The sequence below is a fragment of the Dictyoglomus sp. GBS genome, from assembly GCF_055179815.1.
Window position 1 is genome coordinate 502,757 of the sequence record NZ_CM143687.1, and the last position, 22,497, is coordinate 525,253.

The 22,497-nt window shown below is 33.4% G+C and carries 21 protein-coding genes; 19 read left to right on the plus strand and 2 right to left on the minus strand.

Annotated elements, in window-relative coordinates; translation table 11 throughout:
• Window positions 1–15: 15 nt before the first annotated feature.
• The 4 genes from ACY3IT_RS02300 (at window position 16) to ACY3IT_RS02315 (ending at window position 5,384) form a co-directional block, all read left to right on the plus strand.
• The gene (locus ACY3IT_RS02300) at window positions 16–1,836 is read left to right on the plus strand and encodes an L-fucose isomerase (protein WP_463083180.1); all 1,821 of its coding nucleotides are present in this window, start codon (window positions 16–18) and stop codon (window positions 1,834–1,836) included.
• Window positions 1,837–1,887: 51 nt separating this feature from the next.
• Complete coding sequence (locus ACY3IT_RS02305; RefSeq protein WP_463083181.1) at window positions 1,888–3,390, plus strand: sugar ABC transporter ATP-binding protein; 1,503 nt, start codon at window positions 1,888–1,890, stop codon at window positions 3,388–3,390.
• Complete coding sequence (locus tag ACY3IT_RS02310; protein WP_463083182.1) at window positions 3,391–4,377, plus strand: ABC transporter permease; 987 nt, start codon at window positions 3,391–3,393, stop codon at window positions 4,375–4,377.
• Between the two features lie 68 nt (window positions 4,378–4,445).
• Window positions 4,446–5,384: a substrate-binding domain-containing protein gene (locus ACY3IT_RS02315; RefSeq protein ID WP_463083183.1), complete on the plus strand. Its 939-nt coding sequence runs from the start codon at window positions 4,446–4,448 to the stop codon at window positions 5,382–5,384.
• Window positions 5,385–5,453: 69 nt separating this feature from the next.
• Here ACY3IT_RS02315 and ACY3IT_RS02320 read toward each other — a convergent pair whose 3' ends face one another.
• Complete coding sequence (locus tag ACY3IT_RS02320) at window positions 5,454–5,948, minus strand: ureidoglycolate lyase (RefSeq protein ID WP_463083184.1); 495 nt, start codon at window positions 5,946–5,948, stop codon at window positions 5,454–5,456.
• A 368-nt stretch (window positions 5,949–6,316) separates the two neighbouring features.
• Here ACY3IT_RS02320 and rhaS point away from each other — a divergent pair, with 368 nt between their 5' ends.
• The 12 genes from rhaS (at window position 6,317) to ACY3IT_RS02380 (ending at window position 18,479) form a co-directional block, all read left to right on the plus strand.
• Window positions 6,317–7,318 (plus strand): rhamnose ABC transporter substrate-binding protein, encoded by a 1,002-nt coding sequence (gene rhaS / locus ACY3IT_RS02325; RefSeq protein ID WP_463083185.1) that lies wholly within the window; start codon window positions 6,317–6,319, stop codon window positions 7,316–7,318.
• Between the two features lie 67 nt (window positions 7,319–7,385).
• The gene (locus tag ACY3IT_RS02330; protein WP_463083186.1) at window positions 7,386–8,897 is read left to right on the plus strand and encodes a sugar ABC transporter ATP-binding protein; all 1,512 of its coding nucleotides are present in this window, start codon (window positions 7,386–7,388) and stop codon (window positions 8,895–8,897) included.
• Window positions 8,898–8,916: 19 nt separating this feature from the next.
• Window positions 8,917–9,921 carry an ABC transporter permease gene (locus tag ACY3IT_RS02335; RefSeq protein ID WP_463083187.1) on the plus strand — a complete coding sequence of 335 codons (1,005 nt, stop codon included), beginning with the start codon at window positions 8,917–8,919 and terminating at the stop codon, window positions 9,919–9,921.
• Window positions 9,918–10,874, plus strand: a complete 957-nt coding sequence (locus ACY3IT_RS02340) for an ABC transporter permease (RefSeq protein ID WP_463083188.1) — start codon at window positions 9,918–9,920, stop codon at window positions 10,872–10,874. Before ACY3IT_RS02335 ends, ACY3IT_RS02340 begins: the two co-directional genes overlap by 4 nt.
• A gap of 18 nt (window positions 10,875–10,892) precedes the next feature.
• On the plus strand, window positions 10,893–11,267 hold the full coding sequence (locus ACY3IT_RS02345; RefSeq protein ID WP_463083189.1) for a sensory rhodopsin transducer: 375 nt from the start codon (window positions 10,893–10,895) through the stop codon (window positions 11,265–11,267).
• Between the two features lie 112 nt (window positions 11,268–11,379).
• Window positions 11,380–13,764, plus strand: a complete 2,385-nt coding sequence (locus ACY3IT_RS02350) for an alpha-ketoacid dehydrogenase subunit alpha/beta (protein WP_463083190.1) — start codon at window positions 11,380–11,382, stop codon at window positions 13,762–13,764.
• Window positions 13,765–13,782: 18 nt separating this feature from the next.
• Window positions 13,783–14,043: a biotin/lipoyl-containing protein gene (locus tag ACY3IT_RS02355; RefSeq protein WP_463083191.1), complete on the plus strand. Its 261-nt coding sequence runs from the start codon at window positions 13,783–13,785 to the stop codon at window positions 14,041–14,043.
• Between the two features lie 13 nt (window positions 14,044–14,056).
• Entirely contained in the window at window positions 14,057–14,752 is a 696-nt protein-coding gene (locus tag ACY3IT_RS02360) for a dihydrolipoamide acetyltransferase family protein (protein WP_463083192.1), read from the plus strand.
• Window positions 14,753–14,765: 13 nt separating this feature from the next.
• On the plus strand, window positions 14,766–16,037 hold the full coding sequence (locus ACY3IT_RS02365) for a zinc-binding dehydrogenase (protein WP_463083193.1): 1,272 nt from the start codon (window positions 14,766–14,768) through the stop codon (window positions 16,035–16,037).
• Window positions 16,030–16,827: a sorbitol-6-phosphate dehydrogenase gene (gene srlD, locus ACY3IT_RS02370; RefSeq protein ID WP_463083194.1), complete on the plus strand. Its 798-nt coding sequence runs from the start codon at window positions 16,030–16,032 to the stop codon at window positions 16,825–16,827. The genes ACY3IT_RS02365 and srlD overlap by 8 nt, the downstream gene beginning before the upstream one ends.
• Window positions 16,828–16,831: 4 nt before the next feature.
• Window positions 16,832–17,821, plus strand: a complete 990-nt coding sequence (locus tag ACY3IT_RS02375) for a sugar phosphate isomerase/epimerase family protein (RefSeq protein WP_463083195.1) — start codon at window positions 16,832–16,834, stop codon at window positions 17,819–17,821.
• Complete coding sequence (locus tag ACY3IT_RS02380; RefSeq protein WP_463083196.1) at window positions 17,811–18,479, plus strand: class II aldolase/adducin family protein; 669 nt, start codon at window positions 17,811–17,813, stop codon at window positions 18,477–18,479. Before ACY3IT_RS02375 ends, ACY3IT_RS02380 begins: the two co-directional genes overlap by 11 nt.
• Window position 18,480: 1 nt before the next feature.
• On the opposite strand, the gene ACY3IT_RS02385 is transcribed toward ACY3IT_RS02380, so the two are convergent.
• Window positions 18,481–19,206: an SDR family oxidoreductase gene (locus ACY3IT_RS02385; protein WP_463083197.1), complete on the minus strand. Its 726-nt coding sequence runs from the start codon at window positions 19,204–19,206 to the stop codon at window positions 18,481–18,483.
• 170 nt (window positions 19,207–19,376) lie between these two features.
• Here ACY3IT_RS02385 and ACY3IT_RS02390 point away from each other — a divergent pair, with 170 nt between their 5' ends.
• The 3 genes from ACY3IT_RS02390 (at window position 19,377) to ACY3IT_RS02400 (ending at window position 22,472) form a co-directional block, all read left to right on the plus strand.
• On the plus strand, window positions 19,377–20,645 hold the full coding sequence (locus tag ACY3IT_RS02390) for an ABC transporter substrate-binding protein (RefSeq protein WP_463083198.1): 1,269 nt from the start codon (window positions 19,377–19,379) through the stop codon (window positions 20,643–20,645).
• Window positions 20,646–20,714: 69 nt separating this feature from the next.
• Window positions 20,715–21,623 carry a carbohydrate ABC transporter permease gene (locus ACY3IT_RS02395; RefSeq protein ID WP_463083199.1) on the plus strand — a complete coding sequence of 303 codons (909 nt, stop codon included), beginning with the start codon at window positions 20,715–20,717 and terminating at the stop codon, window positions 21,621–21,623.
• 3 nt (window positions 21,624–21,626) lie between these two features.
• Window positions 21,627–22,472, plus strand: a complete 846-nt coding sequence (locus tag ACY3IT_RS02400; protein ID WP_463083200.1) for a carbohydrate ABC transporter permease — start codon at window positions 21,627–21,629, stop codon at window positions 22,470–22,472.
• Window positions 22,473–22,497 lie beyond the last annotated feature (25 nt).

Below are 22,497 nucleotides of genomic sequence, written 5' to 3' on the forward strand. Positions count from 1 at the left end.
GGGAGGATATTTTCTATGAGTAGATTATTTCCTATTAGAGTTGGTGAAAAAAGGTTTATAGAGGATTACCCTAAGGTAGGAATTCGTCCAACTATAGATGGAAGATATGGGGGTGTAAGAGAGACTTTAGAAGATCAAACTATGAATCTTGCAAAGGCAGTTGCAGAGTTTATTGAAAATAATGTTTATCTTCTCAATGGAGAAAAAGTTAAATGTGTAATCCCAGAAAGATGTATTGGAGGAGTTGCAGAAGCAAGAATGGCAGATGAGCTCTTTAGAAAAGAAGGAGTGGGAGTATCTATAACTGTTACTCCTTGTTGGTGTTATGGAGCGGAAACAATGGATATGAGTCTTGATATTCCAAAGGCTGTTTGGGGATTTAATGGTACAGAAAGACCAGGAGCAGTTTATCTTGCAGCAGTTTCAGCTGCTCACAATCAAAAAGGGCTTCCAGTATTTAAGATTTATGGAAAAGACGTTCAAGATAGAGATGATTACACTATCCCCTCTGACGTAAAAGAAAAGATAATTAAGTTTGTAAAGAGTGCTTTAGCAGTAGCTATTATGAAAAACAAGTCTTATCTTTCTATAGGTAGTGTCTCTATGGGAATTGCAGGATCTATTGTTGATCCTGACTTCTTTGAGGATTATTTAGGGATGAGGGTTGAGTATGTTGATATGACAGAAATAATTCGTAGGATTGAAAGAAAGATTTATGATGAAGAAGAATTCAACAGAGCAATGGAGTGGGTTAAAAAATATTTGAAAGAGGGGGAAGATCCTAATCCACCTGAAAAAAGGGTTGATGAGAAGAAAAAGCAGGAAGTATGGGAATTTGTAGTGAAGATGACGTTAATAATCAGAGATTTAATGGTTGGAAATAAAAAGTTAGAAGAACTTGGTTATCCTGAAGAAAGTTTAGGACATAATGCTATTGTAGCGGGATTTCAAGGGCAAAGACAATGGACAGATCATTTTCCAAATGGTGATTTTCCAGAGGCTATTTTAAATTCATCTTTTGATTGGAATGGATTAAGACAACCTTATATATTGGCAACAGAGAATGATAGTCTCAATGGAGTATGTATGTTATTTGGTCATCTTCTAACTAACACTGCTCAGATTTTTGCTGATGTTAGAACTTATTGGAGCCCTGAAGCAATATATAGGGTTACAGGATGGAAGCCTGAAGGTTTAGCCCAAAATGGAGTAATTCATTTAATAAATTCTGGACCTGCTGCTCTTGACGGTACAGGAGAACAAGAAATAGATGGAAAACCAGCTATAAAGCCATTCTGGGAGATAACTGATGAGGAAGTTTTGAAATGTATTAATGTCACTAAATTCTGTTATGCTAACCTTGGATATTTTAGGGGTGGTGGTTTTTCTACGGACTTTACTACAAGAGGAGGCATGCCAGTAACTATAAGTAGATTAAATATAGTTAAGGGGCTTGGCCCTGTTTTACAGATTGCAGAGGGTTACACAGTGGAACTTCCTCCCCATGTTCATGATATTCTGGATAGAAGAACAGATCCAACTTGGCCAACTACATGGTTTGTGCCTAAGCTTACTGGAAAGGGTGCCTTTAAAAGTGTTTACTCAGTAATGGAAAATTGGGGGGCAAATCACTGTGCTATTACTTATGGGCATGTGGGTGATCTTTTCATAACCCTTGCTTCCATTTTAAGGATTCCTGTTTGTATGCATAATGTGGAGGAAGATAGAATATTTAGACCAAGTGCTTGGTCTATGTTTGGTACTCAAGATTTAGAAGGAGCTGATTTCAGAGCCTGTTTAAACTTTGGACCACTCTATAAAAAAGTAAGAGGATAATAAATTTTAAATAAGGGGGATGAAACTATAAATACTGAAACCTTAGTCTTAATGGAAAATATAAATAAAAGCTTTCCTGGGGTACAAGCTTTAAAGAATGCTTATTTTGAGCTGAAACGTGGTGAGGTACATGCATTGGTTGGAGAAAATGGAGCGGGGAAGTCTACATTAATGAAGATATTAGTTGGAGCTTATAGAAAGGATTCAGGAAGGATTGTATATAAAGGAAAAGAGGTGGACATTCCTAATCCTCGTGTTGCACAAGAGATGGGTATAAGTATGGTTTTCCAAGAATTAAATTTAATGCCTCATCTCACAGTAGCTCAAAATATTTTTATAGGTAGAGAACCAAAAAAGAAAAATATACCAATATTCTTAGATGATGACGGGATTAATAAAAGAACAAAAGAACTTTTAGATATGCTTCATTTAAAAGTGGATCCAAAAGTAAAAGTTTCAGAATTAACTGTTGGTAAACAGCAAATGGTTGAAATTGCTAAAGCCTTATCATTTAATTCAGAGGTAATAATTTTTGATGAGCCAACAGCTGCTTTAAGCGAAGCGGAAACAGAAGAGTTATTTAGTATCATAAGAAAGTTAAAATCTCAAGGAATAGGGATAATTTATATTTCCCATAGATTGGAAGAATTAAAACAAATAGCTGATAGAGTAACTGTAATGAGAGATGGACAATATATAGGAACAGAAAACATAGAAAATGTGACCATTGATAAGATTATAAGCATGATGGTGGGTAGAGAGATTTATGAGACTCTTAGAGAAAAAGAAGTAGAGGAAGGGGCTGAAATTGTCTTAGCTGTTAGAAACTTAAGAAGAGGAAAGATATTAAAAAATATTAATTTTGAATTAAGAAAAGGGGAAATCTTAGGATTTGCAGGATTAATAGGAGCTGGAAGGACAGAGTTAGCAAGAGCAATATTTGGTGCCGATCCTATCAATTCCGGAGAAATATACGTAAAATCTAAAAAAGTTAATATTAAAAATCCATGGGATGCTATAAAGCACGGTATTGGATATCTATCTGAGGATAGGAAAAGATATGGTTTAATGCCAAATTTGGATGTGAAGACAAATATAATTTTGCCTTCTATGAGTGAATTTTTAAAAGCATTAGGTTTTGTTGATGATAAAAAGGCAGAGAAAGTTTCAAATGAATATGTTCAGAGGTTAAAGATAAGGACACCATCTATTAGGCAAAAGGTTATGAATTTATCTGGAGGAAATCAACAAAAGGTTGTAGTCGCAAAATGGCTTTTAAGAAATTGTGACATACTCATCTTTGATGAACCTACGAGAGGTATAGATGTGGGAGCGAAAAATGAAATATATAAGCTTATGAATGAATTAATAAAAGAAGGAAAATCAATTATAATGATCTCCTCGGAGCTTCCTGAAATATTAAGAATGAGTCATAGAATTGCGGTTATGTGTGAAGGCAGAATAACAGGGATTCTGAATTCTGAAGAAGCCACTGAGGAGAAAATATTGAAATATGCTACCATGTATGAAGACCAAAAGGAGGTTTTAATTTAAATGGTTAATAAATTATCAACTATTTTCTCTAAGAGTGGACTAAGACAAATTTTAATGTTTGCAAGTCTCTTTTTGCTTTTTACCTTTTTCTCAATTGCATCACCTAATTTTTTGACTTATGAAAATGTGGTTGCGATTTTGCTTGCTACTTGTGTAAATGGTCTTCTCGCTCTTGGTGTAACCTTTGTTATTATAACAGGTGGTATTGACCTTTCTATAGGTACTGTTATGACTATATCCTCTGTGATGAGTGGTGTTTTTATATCTTTTTGGAAATTACCAGTATTTATTGGTGTTTTAGGGGGAATATTAACAGGTACCTTAGCTGGTTTTATTAATGGGTTTGTTATATCAAAAATGAAATTACCTCCTTTTATTGCAACTCTGGGTATGATGATGATTGCAAAAGGTTTGGCTTTGGTTATATCAGGCTGTAAACCAATTTACTTTATGGATGCTCCTATATTTAATAAGATTGCTATGGGTTCTATTATAGGAAAAATAATACCAGGTATCGGAGAATTCCCTAATGCGATTTTGTGGTTTATCCTTTTCATAATTATTGCGAATATTCTTCTCAACAGAACCGCTCTTGGAAGATATACCTTTGCTATAGGAAGCAATGAAGATGCAGCAAGATTATCAGGTCTGAATGTTGATAAATGGAAGATAATAATATACTCCTTATGTGGAACTTTTGTGGGTATTGCTGGTGTCATAATGGCTTCAAGATTAAATTCTGCACAACCAGCTTTAGGTCAAGGATATGAATTGGATGCTATTGCAGCTGTAGTAATAGGAGGCACATCATTGAGGGGTGGAGAGGGCTCTATAATAGGAACAGTCATAGGTGCATTAATTATGAGTACTTTAACTAATGGTTTAAGAATTCTCTCTGTACCTCAAGAATGGCAGATTGTAGTAAGTGGAATTATAGTTATTGGTGCTGTTTATCTTGATATGATGAGAAGGAGCAGAGAGATATGATAATCTGGGTAATATTTGCCCAAAAGGCAAATATTATAAAAAATCCTTTAACGGGGGAGGTTTAAAAAATGAAGCGCTTCCTAATTGTATCCTTAATGTTCATTTTCCTTATTGGTCTTTCCATTACGTCCGCCCAAAGACCATACATTGCTATGGTCTCCAAAGGGTTCCAGCATCAGTTCTGGCAAGCAGTAAAAAGTGGTGCTGAAAAAGCAGCAAAGGATTTAGGCGTAACTATAACCTTTGAAGGTCCAGAATCTGAAGCAATGGTAGATAAACAGATTGAAATGCTTCAAGCAGCTCTTGCTAAGAAACCTGCAGCTCTTTGTATTGCAGCTCTTGATAGCAAAGCAGTTATACCATATCTTGAGAAAGCACGTCAAATGGGTATTCCTGTAATTGGATTTGACTCTGGAGTAGATAGTGATATTCCTGTAACAACAGTTGCAACAGATAATATAAAGGCTGCGGGTCATGCTGCTGATAAGATGGCAGAATTTATAGGAAGGATTGGTGAAGTTGCTTTAGTAGTACATGACCAAACAAGTAGAACTGGAATTGATAGAAGAGATGGATTTGTAAATAGGATTAAACAAAAGTATCCATTAATAAAAATAGTTGATATTCAATATGGTGGTGGTGATCATCTTAAATCTACAGATCTAACAAAAGCTATTATACAAGCTCATCCAAGATTGAAGGGTATTTTTGGAGCGAATGAAGGGTCTGCTATTGGAGTAATTAATGCAGTTAGAGAGATGAATAAGGTAGGAAAGATAGTAGTGATAGGATATGACTCTGGAAAACTGCAGATTGAAGCAATTAAATCTGGTTTAATGAAAGGTGCTATAACCCAAAATCCAGTTGGAATGGGTTATATGGCTGTTGAGGCTGCTGTAAAAGCGATTAAGGGTGAAAAGTTACCAAAATTCATAGACAGTGGTTTCTATTGGTATGATAAGACAAATATTGATGATCCTAAGATAAGAGAGTGTCTATACGAGTAAGAGATAGAAAAAGGTAAATAAAGAAGGGGAAGGCAAAAAAGCCTTCCCCTTCTTTATTACTATCTTTTTTTAGAGATTTATTTTTATTTTATTAGGCAAATCTACAATTTCAATATCTTTTTCTACTGTTGGCTTTTTTAATACCAATATAAATCTTAGCTCAGGAGTAATAGGATAAGGTAACCAGTGCCATACTCCCTCATTAAGGACAAAAGATACTGTGCTGTCTATCCAGAAAGCTTCTATGGAATTTAAATCAGGTATATTTTTCCCATGAGTTGCAGGAGCAAGGCAAATTATTCCAACTCCCGATATAGGAATAAAGGCTTCCAAGGTTTGCTTATGTCTTTCTATTTTTTCTAAGATAAAATCTCTATTGAAATCTCTTCTGATTTCTAAATATCCTAAACATCCCTCACTTCCGAGAGATGAAATGTCAGCGATGTTGTGATAATAGTTAAAGACTTCTGATTTTGCTGCAGGAGGATTATTAAAAGGAGGAACTATTAAGGTTCCAAATTTTTTGAAATTCTCTTGATTAGGGTATTTAACTTTAATCTCCATTTTTCCCTCCACAATATGTTTTTTTATATATTTTGAATTATTTTTAATTATACTGTTTATTTAATATCATTTTTAACTTATTTTGTCAATGAATATAAAAACTTTATAGATAAAATAGATAAACTAATCTAAATGTTTTTTTCCTTTTCTATGAAAAATATATTCTTATTGTTAAGATTCTTACTGTTTTTTGATGTCTTTCAATTTTTTGACAAAAATACATATTATATGTAAAATAAAAAATAAAAATAAATGAAAGAAAAAGATAAAAGAAGATGAAAATTTATGCTAAAGAGGGGAGGTGAGTAGTTAAGTATCTAAGATTTCAAGCGGATATATAAAAATCTTTTAATTAGGGGGGATTATTTATGAAAAAGTTTTTGACCGTTTTATTAATTGTTCTTCTTACCTTAGGTACACAAGGATTTTCTCAAAAAAAATTTGTTATTGGGTTAGTATGTAAAACTGCTGGTAACCCATTTTTTGAAGCAGTAAATAAAGGAGCTCAAGAGGCTGCAAAAGAATTAGGAATTACTGTTTTATATCAATCTCCAGCTGCGTCAAGCGTTCAAGGGCAAATTGATATTATTAACTCAATGATTGCTCAAAAAGTTAGTGCAATTTGTGTTTCTGCCAATGATCCCGATGCTTTAGTTCCAGTATGTAGAAAGGCTCAACTCAGAGGTATTCCAATTGTGACTTTTGATTCTGCTGTGAAACCTCAAGGAAGAAAGCTTTTTGTAAATCAGGCAGATATGGAGCAAATAGGAAGAATTCAAGTTCAACTTTTAGCTAAGATGATAAATTATGAGGGCGAAATTGCTGTACTAAGTGCTGCCTCTACCATGGCTAATCAAAATACGTGGATAGAATGGATGAAAGAAGAACTCAAAAAACCAGAATATAGTAAGATGAAGCTTGTGGCCATAGTGTATGGAGATGATATTAGAGAGAAAAGTTATAATGAAGCAATGGGATTATTTAAATCTTATCCAAACTTAAAGGGAATAATTGCACCAACGACAGTGGGTATTGCAGCTGCTGCTCGTGCTATTGAAGATGCAGGACTCTCTGGAAAAGTGCAGTTGACAGGTCTTGGTTTACCAAGTGAAATGGCTGAATATGTGAAGAGGGGAACATGTAAAGCTTTTGCTTTATGGAATCCTATAGATTTAGGTTATGCAACAATATATGCTACTTATCGTTTGTTAACAAAAGAGATAAAGGGTAATGTAGGAGAGAAAGTTAATTTGGGTAGGCTTGGAGAAAGAAAAATAGTTGATGAAGGCAATGGTGGAAGAATGATAATTCTTGGACCTCCATTTGTATTTGATGCATCTAATATAGATTATTGGTCAAAAGTATACTAATTAAAAAGGAGGGGGAGAATCTCTCCCCTTCTTATATTTTTATTGAAAGAAGGGGTTAATAAAGCATATGAGCGATTATGTATTAGAGGTTTTTGGAATATATAAAACTTATACAGGAACAAAACCAGTTTTACAAAATGTTGATTTTAATTTAAAAAGAGGAGAAATTCATGCTTTATTGGGAGAAAATGGGGCTGGAAAGTCTACTTTGATTAAAATTATAAGTGGTGTATTGCAACCTGATAGTGGAGAGATTATTTTAGAAGGAAAGAAAATCCATCTGAAAAATTCTATGGATGCTCAAAAATATGGTATTGCTGCTGTTTTCCAGGAGCTTGCCTTATTTCCGGAATTGAGTGTGGCTGAGAATATATTTATAGGCCATTATAAATATAGTCCATTTTTTAAAAATATTGATTGGAAGAACCTATATAAAGAAGCTGAGAATTTATTAAACTTCTTAGGGATAGAATTGAATCCTAAGGTTCCTGTAAAAAATCTCAGTATAGCTGAAAGGCAATTGGTAGAAATTGCAAGAGTTTTATCCATAAATCCTAAGATTTTAATTATGGATGAACCTACTTCTTCCTTGACCTTAGAAGAAACCCAAAGACTTTTTAATATTATAAGAAATCTTAAGCATAAGGGCACTTCTATTATATTTATTTCTCATAGGTTGGAAGAGGTTTTTGAAATAGCTGATAGAGTAACAGTACTAAGAGATGGACAGTATATAGGAACAAGAGATGTAAAAGATACAAATATGGATGAGTTGATTCAAATGATGGTAGGAAGAAAATTAGAGGATATGTATCCTAAGGTAGAAGCTAAAAAGGGTAATATTCTGCTTAAGGTAGAAGGATTAACAAAACATGGGGAATTTTATGATATTTCCTTTGAACTTTATGAAGGAGAGGTTTTAGGAATAGCAGGACTCGTAGGTTCTGGAAGAACAGAGGTTGCTCAAACTTTATTTGGAATAAGAAAAAAAGACAGAGGTAGGATATATATAAGAGAAAAAGAGGTAGAAATAAGTAGTCCTAAAGATGCTATAACTCATGGAATAGTCTATGTTCCTGAAGACAGGCATCAGCATGGACTACTTTTACCTATGGATATTGTATGTAATGTTACTCTTCCTATTTTACAAAGTTTAGCCAATAAAGGAGTTATTAATAAACAAGAAGAAGAAACTCTTACAAAAAGATACTATGAATTGTTAGATATTAGAGCTACTGGATTCAGACAAAAAGTTATGAATTTATCTGGAGGAAATCAACAAAAGGTTGTCCTTGCTAAGTGGCTTGCTACAAATCCAAGGATTCTTATTTTGGATGAACCTACAAGAGGTGTAGATGTGGGAGCTAAAGTAGCTATTTATAACCTAATCAATAAATTGGTTAAAGAAGGTTATGGAATAATACTTATTTCTTCAGAAATGCCTGAGGTAATAGGTATGAGTGATAGGATTTTGGTGATGCATGAGGGAAGATTAGTGGGAAGTCTTTCAAGAAAGGAAGCAACTCAAGAAAAGATTTTGTCATTAGCTCTGGGAAGAGGACATCTGGTAAAGAGTTAACGATAAAAGGAGGCTGTTTATGACAGAGTTAGATACTATGAGTGGAATAAAGAAAGATAGTAATATATCAAGGTTGAGAGAGATAGGCATAATATTTCCTCTTTTCTTTTTTGGTCTAATTATAGCCATAAGAAATCCATATTTTGTGACCTGGGAGAATATTCGTTATATTCTTCTTGATGCATCTATATTGAACATTGTGGCTATAGGAGAAATGATGGTAATTTTGACTGGGGGAATAGATCTTTCTGTTGGCTCTAATCTTGCCTTGACAGGTATGATTGTCTCTATGCTATATAGAGATTTGCCTAATCTTCCGGTTATTTTAGCACCAATTTTAGGTATTATTATTGGGGGTATATGTGGGGCTATAAACGGTTTATTTGTAGCAAAAGGTAGGGTAATCCCGATTATAGCCACTCTCTCTACCATGTATATTTTTAGAGGACTTGTTTATATTATAAGTCAGGGAAAGTGGGTTAATGCTCATGAAATGCCTGAAGGTTATAAGCTCTTAACAAGGGTGGAAGTTTTTGGTATTCCTATATTGATTATTTATGCTTTTATAGTTTTTCTTCTTTTTTACTATATACTTAACTACAAATCTATAGGAAGAAGTATATATGCAGTAGGTAATAATCCCCAATCTGCGGTCTATATTGGTATAGATAAAACAAAAGTGCTTTTTTTAGTCTATCTAATATCAGGAATTTTATCAGGTCTAAGTGGTGTTTTATATACATCAAGATTTGCCTCTGCCGAAAGTAGTGCTGCTGTAGGGTTTGAATTATCTGCTATTTCGGCTGTAGTTATAGGTGGAGCAAAAACTACTGGAGGATCAGGAAAAATAGGAGGGGTTGTTTTAGGGGTATTATTGTTGACCATGATAGTAAATGGATTAAATATTATGAGAATTTCTCCCTTCTATAAGCTTGCTCTACAAGGACTTATGTTTTTGACTGCAATAGTAATAGATTCCTTGATAGCAGAAAGAACTCAAAAAAGGTATAGGAGGAGATCATGAAGTTAAAAATTAAAATTACTTGGGAAATAATCTTACTTATATTGATTATATTAGTATTTGTAATAAGCAGTATTTTGTCTCCTTATTTTTTAGATATAGTAAACCTACTTGATAACACCACTAATTTTATGGAGAAAGGATTAATCTCCCTTGCTATGGCGTATATTATTATTAGTGGAAATATAGATATCTCAGTAGCATCAAATATGGGAATGACATCTGCTTTTATGGGTGTCCTTCATAGAGCAGGTACTAATATTTGGATTTGTGTTTTAATAGGGCTACTAATAGCTACTTTAGGAGGATTTTTAAATGGTTATCTAATTGTTAGATTTAGGTTACCTGCTATAGCAATAACTCTTGGTACTTATGCTCTCTATAGAGGAATAGCTTATATTTTATTACAAGACACAGCAGTAGGAATTGAATCTGAAAGTTTTATGTACTTAGGACAAGGGTACATAGGAAACACTCCCATCCCCTTTTCATTAGTAGTATATATTATTTTTGCTTTTATTTTTGGCTTTATATTACATAAAACCACTTTGGGAAGATACATATATGCTACAGGGAACAATGAGCAAGCATGTAAATTTTCAGGTATACCAGTAGAAAAAATAAAAATAATATTATTCACTCTTATAGGTTTTATGTCAGGTTTAGGAACTATATTTTTAACATCAAGATTAAGCAGTATAAGGCCTGACATAGGTAGTGGTTTAGAACTTGAAGTTATAGCAACGGTGGTTTTAGGGGGAGTAAGCATATTGGGTGGATCTGGAAATATGATTGGGGTTGTACTTTCTCTATTCTTACTTGGATATCTCACTTATAGTCTTAATCTTTTAAATATACCAAGCCAAGTGATAACTATTATACTTGGATTATTATTAGTATCAACGATTTTAATTTCTAACTTTATAGAGCAAAGAAGAAAACTTGTAAAATCTTGAAAAAGGGGTGTTTAATAAATGGAGAGAGAACTTGGTGCTAAGATTTGGCTTATACCAGATGCATATTTACCGGGTGTGGGTGATGTTAATTTACCAAGTCATGAGTCTACATGTATTTTAAATGTAAATGATAAACCTGCTACTGTTAAATTCACCTTCTATTTTGAAGATAGAGATCCAATAGAGTCAAAGGAGATAGTTGTGCCTGCAAAGAGAACATGGCATGTAAGATTGGATAGATCAGAAGAAATTCTTGGGGTGAAGCTAGAAAGAGATGTACCTTTTGCAATTAAAGTGGAGAGTAATGTAAAAATTGTAGTGCAACATTCAAGATTAGACACAAGACAACCCAATCTTGCCTATATGACTGCTATTCCTTGGAATATCGATTAATTAATATTTCTTTAATGTTTTTATGCTTGACATTTAAGGGGGTAATGTTAATATAAAAGAAAAAGAAATGAAAATGAAGAATGAAAATAAATAAAAGAAAAATAAAAAGGAGGTGCTAAAGTTGCCAAAAGAGATAAAAGTATTCCCAGAATTTGAACCAGGATATATTGAGGTTGGTGGGAAAGTCCCAAAGTTTCAATATAATAAATCCCTTAAGGATGAATTAAAAGAGGGAACAATAACAAGGGAAGAAAGTATTGATCTTTTTAAATGTATGCTTATGATTAGAAATTTTGAAGAGATGATATATGAATTAAGGGCAAATAAAGGGAAGTATGGGAATATACGCTATTTATATATAGGAGCCACTCATCTATCTATAGGACAGGAAGCAGTACCTACAGGTGGAATATCAGTTATTAAGAAGGATGATTATATAACAAGTACTCATAGAGGACATGGGGATGCAATAGCTAAAAGTTACTTTGGATTAAAAGATATGTCAGAAGAGGAGCTTTTTTCTTTTATAGAAAGTAACAAAGAGATTGCCAATTTTTTAGGTTATGACTGGAAGAACAAAAATAAAAATATTTTATATCAATACGCTCTTGATATAGAACTCTTTAAGGCTATAGGAGAACTATTTGGAAAGGAATGGGGGGCATGTAAGGGAAGAGGAGGATCCATGCATATTGCGGACTTCAGTGTAGGTCATTTAGGGGCGAATGCCATAGTTGGAGGTAGTATGGGAATTGCAGTAGGATCTGCTATGGCGTCAAGATATATGGAGGATGGAAAAGTAACCCTATGTTTTATTGGAGATGGGGCTATGAATACGGGTATAGCTCATGAGGCATTGAATATGTCTTGTATGGCTCAATTCACTAATGGATTGATGAAGAAAAAGTTTGGTGTACCAGTCATATTTATGGTTATGAATAACCAATATGGAGAATCAGGTCAACAAAAGGGAGAGGTCACGGGAATAGATTATATTGCAGAAAGAGGATTTGCTTATAACAAAAAGGGAATGCATGCTGAAGTTGTAAATGCTATGAATGTGCTTGCTGTAAGAGATGCGGTAAAAAGAGCAGTGGAAAAGGCAAGAAATGGTGATGGACCTATTTTGCTTGAGTTTTGGGGATATAGATTTGTGGGACATTCTTTAAGTGATACATTGGAAAAACCAGAAGATGGTACATATCGTACATATGATGAGCTTCAAGAATGGAAAAAATATGATCCTATAGAAAATTTTGCAAAGGAATTGATAAGGGCTGAGGTACTTACAGAAGAAGAAGTAGAAAATCTCAAGAGAGAGGCTCGCAAAAAGAATGAAGAAATAGCAGGAAAGGTAATAGAATCTCCCAATCCTGATCCTAAACAAATGACTCTATATGTATTTAATGATGCTCCTATTGACGATTATGTACCTGAAAAGTTTAGAAACGTTACTGTGTTAAAAGAACCAGCCTTTAAAGATAGGGATCCAGAGATAGAGATAAATTATAAAGAGGCTATAATTGAAGCCTTGTATCAAGAAATGAAGAGAGATGCAAGGATACTCATGTGGGGAGAGGATATTGCGGATTATGGTGGTTCTTTTGGAGAAACAAAAGGTTTATTGGAAATATTTGGGAGAGATAGGATATTTAACACTGCTATATCAGAAGCTGCAATAGTAGGAACAGGAATTGGTGCTGCTATGAGAGGATTGAGACCTATTGTTGAGATCATGTATATTGATTTTATTTTAATTGCTTTAGATCAAGTGGCAAACCAAGCTGCTAAGATGCGTTATATGACTGGTGGTCAAGCAGAAATACCTCTTACTATAATAACTACTATTGGTGGTGGTAAAGGATATGCTGGACAACACTCTCAAAGTATTGAGTCCATATTAACCCATTTTCCAGGATTGAAAATTGTTGCTCCATCAGATGCTTATGATGCAAAGGGGCTTTTAATATCAGCTATAAGGGATAAAAATCCTGTGATTTATATAGAGCATCAAAATCTTCTTCAAGATCCATTACTTCTATCTCTTTCGAAAAGAAAAGTACCAAAAGAGGATTACATAATTCCATTAGGGAAGGCAGATATTAAAAGGAGAGCTAAAGATTATGATAAAAGTGTAACGGTAGTTTCATGGTCAGCCATGTTATATGCGGTTTTAAAGGCATCAGAAGAGTTAGAAAAGGAAGGAATTGAATTGGAGGTTATAGATTTAAGAAGTCTCTATCCTTTGGATATGGATACTATAATAGATTCGGTAAAAAGGACAAGAAGATTTGCGATTGTAACTCAAGCAGTAGAGTTTATGTCATTATCAGCTGAAATAATTACTCAACTTTTTGAAAAAGCAAATTCATATTTGGAGAGACCACCATTGAGGATAGGGGCTCCTTATTGTCCCCCCCCAGCCTCTCCAGTTCTTGAAAAAGCTTACCTTCCCAATGATAAGAGAATAATAGATGAGATTAAACAGTTATTTTAGAAAGGAGGAAGGATAAGGATGGTGAAGAACATTGTTATGCCAAAGGTTAGTGATGTAATGGAAAATGGAACTGTCACTACTTGGCTTAAGAAAGAAGGAGAAAAAATACAGAAAGGAGAACCATTATTAGAGATAGAGGTGGAAAAGGCAATAATGGAGATAGAGAGTGAATATGATGGTTATTTAAGAAAAATATTAGTAAAAGAAGGAGAGACAGTTCCTGTAGGTACTGTTCTTGCTTATGTTACTGATACCTTAGATGAGGAAATTCCAGAGTAAGGGGGCATAAATTTTGAGTGGAGATAATGAGATTAAAAAGATACTTTTGGGTACTACAAGAAGGACTATAGCTGAGAGACTTTTGAAGAGTAAGCAAAATATACCTCATTTTTATGCTGAGTTAGAGACGGATGCTACAAACTTAGTGAATGTGAGAGAAGAGTTTATAAATAAAAATAATGTAAAAATATCTTATGATGATTTTATTATCAAGGCTGTAGCATCCTCTATAAAGGATTTCCCTTTAATAAATTCTCGTTTTAAGGAAACAGAAATAGAACTTTTAGAGGAGATAAATGTTGGTTTTGCGGTCGCTTTAGGGGATGAAGGTGTAGTGGTGCCTGTAATTAAAAATGCTGATAAGAAAAATATTCTTCAGATATATGAAGAAAGGATTTTATTGATAGAGAAGGCAAGAAATAGAAAACTGAGAGTTGAAGATATATCTAATAGAAGTATAACAGTAAATAATGTAGGAGTTTTTGGAATAAAGTCCATATTAGCTATAATTAATCCACCTGAAGTTGCTATAGTTACTTTTGGGGCTATTCAAGATAGAGTGGTTCCTGTAAATGGTGAGATAATGATTAGGAAAATGATGGATATTACACTTTCAGCAGACCATAGAGTAATAGATGGGGCTTATGGTGCTAAATTTCTTGTAAAGATAAAAGAATTTCTTGAGAATCCTAATCTGTTATTAACTTAGGAGGATAATAAAAATGGAAACCATAGCTTTAAGAATGTATGGAAAGATGGGTCTTAGGCTTGAAAAATTTGGGCTTCCCGATATTAAAGAAGATGAAATACTTGCAGAGATAATTTCAGATACCAGCTGTCCATCTACTTATAAAGAGATAGTGCAGGGGTCAGAGCATCCGAGAGTACCAAAGGATATTGATAAAAACCCTGTTATTGTGGGACATGAAATGGCAGGTATTATTTTAAAAATTGGAGAAAAATGGAAAGATAAATATAAAGAAGGACAAAAGTTTACTATTCAACCTGCCCTTTTATATGAAAAAGGTCCTGTAGGTGTATTAAGTGCTCCTGGTTATTCATACAAATATTTAGGGGGGCTTGCTACAAGGGTCATTATTCCTAATGAAGTGATGGAACAAGATTGTCTTTTAATATATGAAGGAGATGCTTTCTATAAGGCATCCTTAGTGGAACCTCTGTCTTGTGTGGTTGGTGCTGTTAATGCTCAATATCATACAAAGGAAAATTCATATGAGCATATAATGGGTATAAAGCCTGGAGGTAAAACTGCGATTTTAGGTGGAGCAGGTCCTATGGGTCTTGCTTTTCTTGCTTATCTTATTTATGGTCCTCAAAATCCTGGATTGTTAATTATTACTGATATTGATGATTCTAAGCTTCAAAGGGCTGTTAGAGCTTTTCCTGTAGATAAGATTAAAGAAAAGGGCATAGATATTAGATTTATTAATCCTACAAAAGATCAATCATATAAAGAAGTGAAATATGATGATATCTTTGTATTATATCCCAGTCCTAAATTAGTTGAGGAAGCAGACTCTCTACTTGACAGAGATGGATGTCTAAACTTTTTTGCAGGACCAACAGACCATAATTTTACCGCATGTGTTAATTTCTATAAGGTTCATTATGATAAGCATCATTTTGTGGCTACATCTGGGGGAAATGCTAATGATATGAAGATAGCTTTAGATCTTATTCAGAAAGGCATTATAGATCCTTCTCCTATGATTACACATGTTGGGGGTTTGAATGTGGCAAGGGATGTGCTTTTAAATTTTCCCAATATTCCTGGAGGAAAGAAATTAATCTACACCCACATAAAGTTTCCTTTGTCAGATATTGATGATTTTGAAAGATTAAGCATTGAAGGTCCTACCGAATTAAGAGATATTTATAGAGATCTATATCAAATTGTTAAAGAGAATAATGGATGGTGGTGTAAAGAAGCAGAAGATTATATATTGAAAAAGGGGGAGAAAATAGATGTGTGATTGCCAAAGATTAAAAGATAGAGTAGCAATTGTTACTGGAGCAGCTCAAGGGCTTGGTGAGGCTCTTGCTTATAGGCTTGCTAAGGAAGGTTGTGATGTTACTGTTGCTGACATAAAAATAGATAAGGCTCAAGAAGTGGTAAGAAGAATTGAAGAGGAATATAAAAGAAGGGCATTAGCTATAAAATGTGATGTAACTAATGAGGAAGATGTGAAAAATATGGTAGAAAAGACGGTTGAGGTTTTTGGAAAACTTGATATAATGGTTGCTAATGCTGGAATATTGATAGCTCATGATATTACTGAATTTCCTCTTGAGGATTGGAAAAAGGTTATTGATGTAAATTTGACAGGCTATTTTCTCTGTGCGAGAGAGGCGGCAAAGGTTATGGTGAGACAAAGATCAGGTGTCATAATACAGATTAATTCAAAATCTGGTAAAAAAGGGAGTTTTAGAAATTCTGCTTATTCTGCATCTAAATTTGGAGGAATAGGTTTTACTCAGAGTATTGCATTAGATTTGGCTCCATATAATGTAAGAGTGATAGCTGTTTGTCCTGGAGATCTTCTGGATTCACCTTTGTGGAAAGAAAGTCTATATGATCAATATGCAAAGAGATTAGGGATAAGCAAAGAAGAGGTAAGAGAAAGGTATTTAAAACAGGTTCCCCTTGGAAGAGCATGTACTTATGATGATGTGGCAAATGTGGTAGTATTTCTTGCCAGTGATGAGGCATCCTATATTACTGGAGATGCTGTTAATGTTAGTGGTGGGGTAGAGATGAGGTGAAGAAATGAGAGTACATATAGATATTGGTGTTAATGGAGCCTTTTTAACAAGAAGGTGGGAAGAACCTGAAAATTTTATAAGGCTTACAAAAGAACTTGGGTATGATTACCATTCTTTCTGTAGTGATGTTTTAGATCCCTTCTTTAGTGGCGATAAGGAATATCAAATAGAGACAGCAAAGAAAATAAAGGAGTATTCAGAAAAATATGATGTAGATATATGGGACTACTATACAGGGATGGCAACCCATAGGTTCCATGGTTTGTCTCATAGTGATGAAAGAGTTAGAAAGAAAATGAAAGAATGGATCATATCTGCCATGGATATTGTAAGGGAGATGGGGGCAAAATATCTTGGAGGACATTGGGATGCTATTTCTGTAGAAGTATTGCAAGATAATAGCAAAAAAAGAGAAAGAATTAATTACGTTTATAATACTTTTAAGGAACTTGCTAAGATTGCTAAAGATAAGGGGCTTTTAGGCATTTCTAATGAACAGATGTATATACCAAGTGAAAAACCATGGACATTAAAAGAGGCTGAAGAATTTCTTATTGAAGTAAATAAAGATAATGAAGGGGTTCCTGTTTACTTAACTATTGATGTAGGCCATCAGGCTGGTATGCATTACGGACTTACAGGAGACGATCTTTCCTACGAAGAATGGTTAAGAAGATTTGCTTGTTTTTCTCCCATTATTCATTTACAACAGACAAAGCCAGATTCAAGTAGTCATTGGCCATTTACAGAAGAATATAATTCTATTGGACATGTCAAAATTGAGAAGGTGCTTTCTGCAATAAAGTCGTCTTTTGAAAATTATAAAGAAAATCCTGTATCTAAATATTTAAATCCAGTAGATAAAATAGTACTTATAGTTGAAGTTATTCCACCTTCCACAAAAACTGAGGAAAAGGTATTAGAAGAGCTTAAAAAGACCTCTGATTATCTACGAAATTATATTCCTAAGGGAGGAATTTATTATGAATTCTGATGTGGCAAAACTTAAAAAAGAACTTATAGAGATAGGAAAAAGAATTTCTATGGAAAGCTTAGTTGTCGGGCCTGGAGGAAATATAAGTGCAAGGCTTGGAGATAGAATATATATAAAAGCAAGTGGATCTTCCTTTGAAGATGCTATAGAAGAGGACTATATAGGAGTAGAAATAGATTCTGGAAATGTTGTAGACGGTGATAAAAGGCCTTCCTCAGAAATTTGGATGCATCTTGAGTGCTATAAGCAAAGGGAAGATGTAAAGGCAGTGATTCATACGCATCCTATATATGCTATTGCATATGCTTTTCAAGATGAATCTTTAAAACCCTTTACCCCTGATATGGTTGCTCTCCTTGGAGGAGAGATTCCAGTAATTGAGTATGTAGTCCCTGGAGGTAAAGAGTTTGCTGAGGCAGTAGGTGAGATTATAAAAAATCATAATGGGGTTTTAGTAAAGAATCATGGTCTTGTTACAGTTGGAAGTAATTTAAAAGAGGCGTTATATAGAACTTTACTTATTGAATCTTCAATTAAAGTAATTTTTGTAGCAAAACTTTTTGGAAAGATGCGCTTCTTTACAAAAGAACAAATAGATGAAATTGATAATTTAGAAGTTGAAAAATATAGAAAAAAATTATTAAAGGATAAATTTTAAACTATTTCCAAGGAATATTATCTCTTCGTCTTACTTGGATTTCGTCAATAACTGCATTATTTCTAAATCTTAATAGAAATACAATAATTTCTGCAATTTCATAGGGTTGTATGAGGAATGATTTTTTAAGATCAGGTCTAACTTTGTTAACAAGATCAGTGGCAACTCCCCCTGGAGATATTAAATGTACCCTTATATCATATTCATGCACTTCTTGAGCAAGGACTTTTGTGAATCCGTGAAGTGCATGTTTAGATGCAGTATAGGCACTTTGATTTACATATCCTTTGTAGCCTACTACTGAAGATATATTTATAATAGTTGGAATTTCTGAGTTTTTCAAATAAGGTATGGCATATTTACATAAAAAATAAGGAACCTTTGCATTAATTGTCATTAAATTATCCCATTCTTCCTCTGACGTTTCTAATAAAGGTTTGGAAAGAGCTGTTCCAGCATTATTTATTAATATATCTAATCCCCCAAAATATTTAGTTACTTTATCAATAACAAACTTTGGAGCATTATTCTCTGTCAAATCTATTGGCAAAATAAATACATCAATATTTTCTTTTGATAATTCATCTTTTATTTTTTTTAATTTATTTTCATCTCTTGCTATAAGAGCAAGATTAACCTTTTCCTTTGCAAGCCTTCTTGCAATTTCTTCTCCAATCCCTCTACTTGCTCCTGTAATTAAGGCTATCTTTTTCTCTAGATTAATCATGAATTTATTATATCATGACATTGATAATGAAAAAAATCTTGACAGAAATGAAAAATAAAAATAGAATATAAATGTTAATTTATGCAATGTTTTTGCATAATATAAAATGAGGGGGTGATCTGTAAATTTAAAAAATCTCTCCTAAATAATATTAAAAGGGGGTTAGATTTATGAAGTTTAAAGGGGTTTTAGTTTTTTTGTTACTTCTTCTCATCGTTTTGACAGTTAATTATTCTCAACAGCCTATAAATTTAAGGGTTGCTTGGTGGGGAAGCCAAACCAGACATAATCAGACTCTTGAAGTAATCAAGCTGTTTGAAAAAAGATATCCCAATATTAAAATAACGCCAGAATATACATCATGGAGTGATTACTGGACGAAACTTAATACACAGGCTGCAGCTGGAAACTTACCTGATGTAATACAACATGATTATCAATATATTACTGAATGGGTAAATAGAGGATTACTTTTACCTCTTGATGATTTTGTTAAGGATAATGTAATAAATCTAAAAGATGTGGATACTAATTATATAAAGCCTGGAATAGTAAATAGTAGACTTTATGGTATAAATCTTGGTGTTAATGCTCTTGGTCTTGTTTATGATCCTGAATTATTCAAACAAGCTGGTTTTCCTCTTCCAAAAAATGATTGGACTTGGGAGGAATTTAAAAATACAGTTATACAAATAAAGAAAAAACTTTGTATTTATGGTGTTGAAGGCTTTACAGGTCAAATAGAATGCTTCAAAATTTGGTTAATTGAGAATGGAGAATGGTTATATTCTCAAGATGGTAAGTCCATAGGTTTTAGTAAAGACACATTTGTAAAATGGTGGAAAATGATGCTTGATATAGAGAATGCGGGTGCTGCTCCAGATGTAACAGTGGATGTTTCAAGGACAGGTCTTGGAGTTGAAGATCAATTTATTGTTAAAAAGAAATCTGCCATGTCTCTTGCTTGGAGTAATCAGCTTATTGCTATATCAAAAGCTGCTGGCAGACCTTTAAAGATGGTTCTTTTCCCAAGGCTTGATAAAAAATCAAAATCTGGTACCTATCTTAAAGCTTCCATGTTTTTCTCTATTTATTCCAGGACAAGATATCCTAAAGAGGCAGCTATGTTTATTGATTTCTTTACTAACAATTTAGATGCTCATAAGATTATGAAAGCAGAAAGAGGAGTTCCTATTTCAAGTAGAGTACAAACTTTCTTAAAACCATATATTGAGGCTTCTCAGAAAGAGGCTTTTGCTTTTGTAAGACTTGCTGAAAAAGAAGGATCGCCTACACCTCCTCCTGATATTCCTAAACATGCAGAGATATCAAATAATGTTATAGCTCCTATATGGGAGCAAATTAGATACAAGAAGATTGGATTAGAGGAGGCCTATGATACTCTTAAGAAAGAAGCAGAGAAAATATTGAATAGGTAATTAATGTTTTAGGGGGAGAATAATAAAATTCTCCCCCTTTTATACTTTATAAGGGGAGTAGATAATATTATGAGGCTATCTAAGAAAAAAAGATCCAATATCTTAGCAGGATATTTTTTTATTTCTCCATGGATTATAGGTTTTTTAGCATTTATTTTGTTTCCACTTGTGGCTTCTTTTCTTTTATCTTTTACTAAGTATGATGTATTAAGTACTCCTAAATTTATAGGTTTTGATAATTGGTATAGAATGTTTTTTGAGGATAGGCGTTTTTATAATGCACTGAGAGCAACTCTTAAATATGTGGTCTTTGCTGTTCCTTTTAGATTACTGTTTGCTTTTATCGTTGCTTTGGTATTAAATCTTTCAGAACATAAGATAATTAGATTATATAGGGCTATATATTATGTACCTTCTCTTGTTGGGGGAAGTGTTGCAGTAGCAGTAATGTGGAAACAAATTTTTGGTATGGATGGACTTGTAAATTATATATTACAGAATATTTTGGGGTATTCAGAAAAGATTATGTGGCTTGGTGATCCTCGTTTTGCAATATGGACTTTAATTTTACTTGCAATGTGGCAATTTGGATCTCCTATGCTTATATTTTTAGCAGGGTTAAAACAGATACCTGTAGAACTATATGAGGCTGCAAGTATAGATGGGGCAGGATTTTGGAGACAGATATTTAAAATAACATTGCCCCTTTTAAGTCCTGTTATATTTTTTAATCTTGTTATGCAAACAATTGGAGGATTTATGGTTTTTACACAAGCTTATATTATAACAGGAGGAGCACCTTTAGATACTACTCTATTTTATGCTCTTTATGTATATCAAAAGGCTTTTAGAGATTATGATATGGGATATGCATCTGCAATGGCTTGGTTCTTATTAGTTGTGGTAGCAGTCGTGACTTTTATTTTGTTTAAAACTTCTAAAAAATGGGTATATTATGAGGCAGGGGAGGTTAAGTAATTTATGATAAAGAAAACTTTAACTTTTTATGTAATTTATTATATCCTAATTAGTATTTTTGCCTTTGTAATGATTTATCCACTACTTTGGTTGATAGGTTCGTCATTTAAAACGCATCAGGAGATATTTTCAGATATGACATCACTTATTCCTAAAAAATTTACGATTGAGAATTATATAGAGGGATGGGAAGGATTTGGAGGTATAACCTTTGCTACTTTTTTTAAAAATTCTTTTATTTTATCCACTGGAGTAACTATTGGTATAGTTATATCATCAACCATGATTGCCTATGGACTTTCAAGAATCGCTTTTCCGGGAAGAAATTTTTGGTTTACAACTATAATGTTAACCTTACTTCTTCCAGGACAAGTTCTTATTGTTCCACGATATATACTTTTTTATAAACTTGGTTGGGTTAATTCCTTTAAACCCTTAATTGTTCCTGCCTTTTTTGGGGGTCCTTTTTTTATTTTTTTGATGATGCAGTTTATAAGAGGAATTCCCTATGAATATGATGAGGCTGCATCTATTGATGGGGCTAGTAAATATCAAATATTTTGGTACATTATCTTGCCAGGATTAAAACCTGCTTTAATCACCAGTGTAATCTTTGCTTTTTATTGGACATGGGATGATTTTATGGGACCCTTATTGTATTTAAATAAACCAGAGTTGTACCCTGTAGCTCTTGCTTTAAAGGCTTTTGCTGATCCTACAACTATTACAAATTGGGGAGCTGTTTTTGCTATGTCAGTTCTGTCGCTTATTCCTATTTTTATTATTTTTATATTTTTCCAAAAGTATATGGAGACAGGTATTGCTACTACCTCTGTATCAAAGTTATAGAATTCTTAATAATTAAAATTGGGAG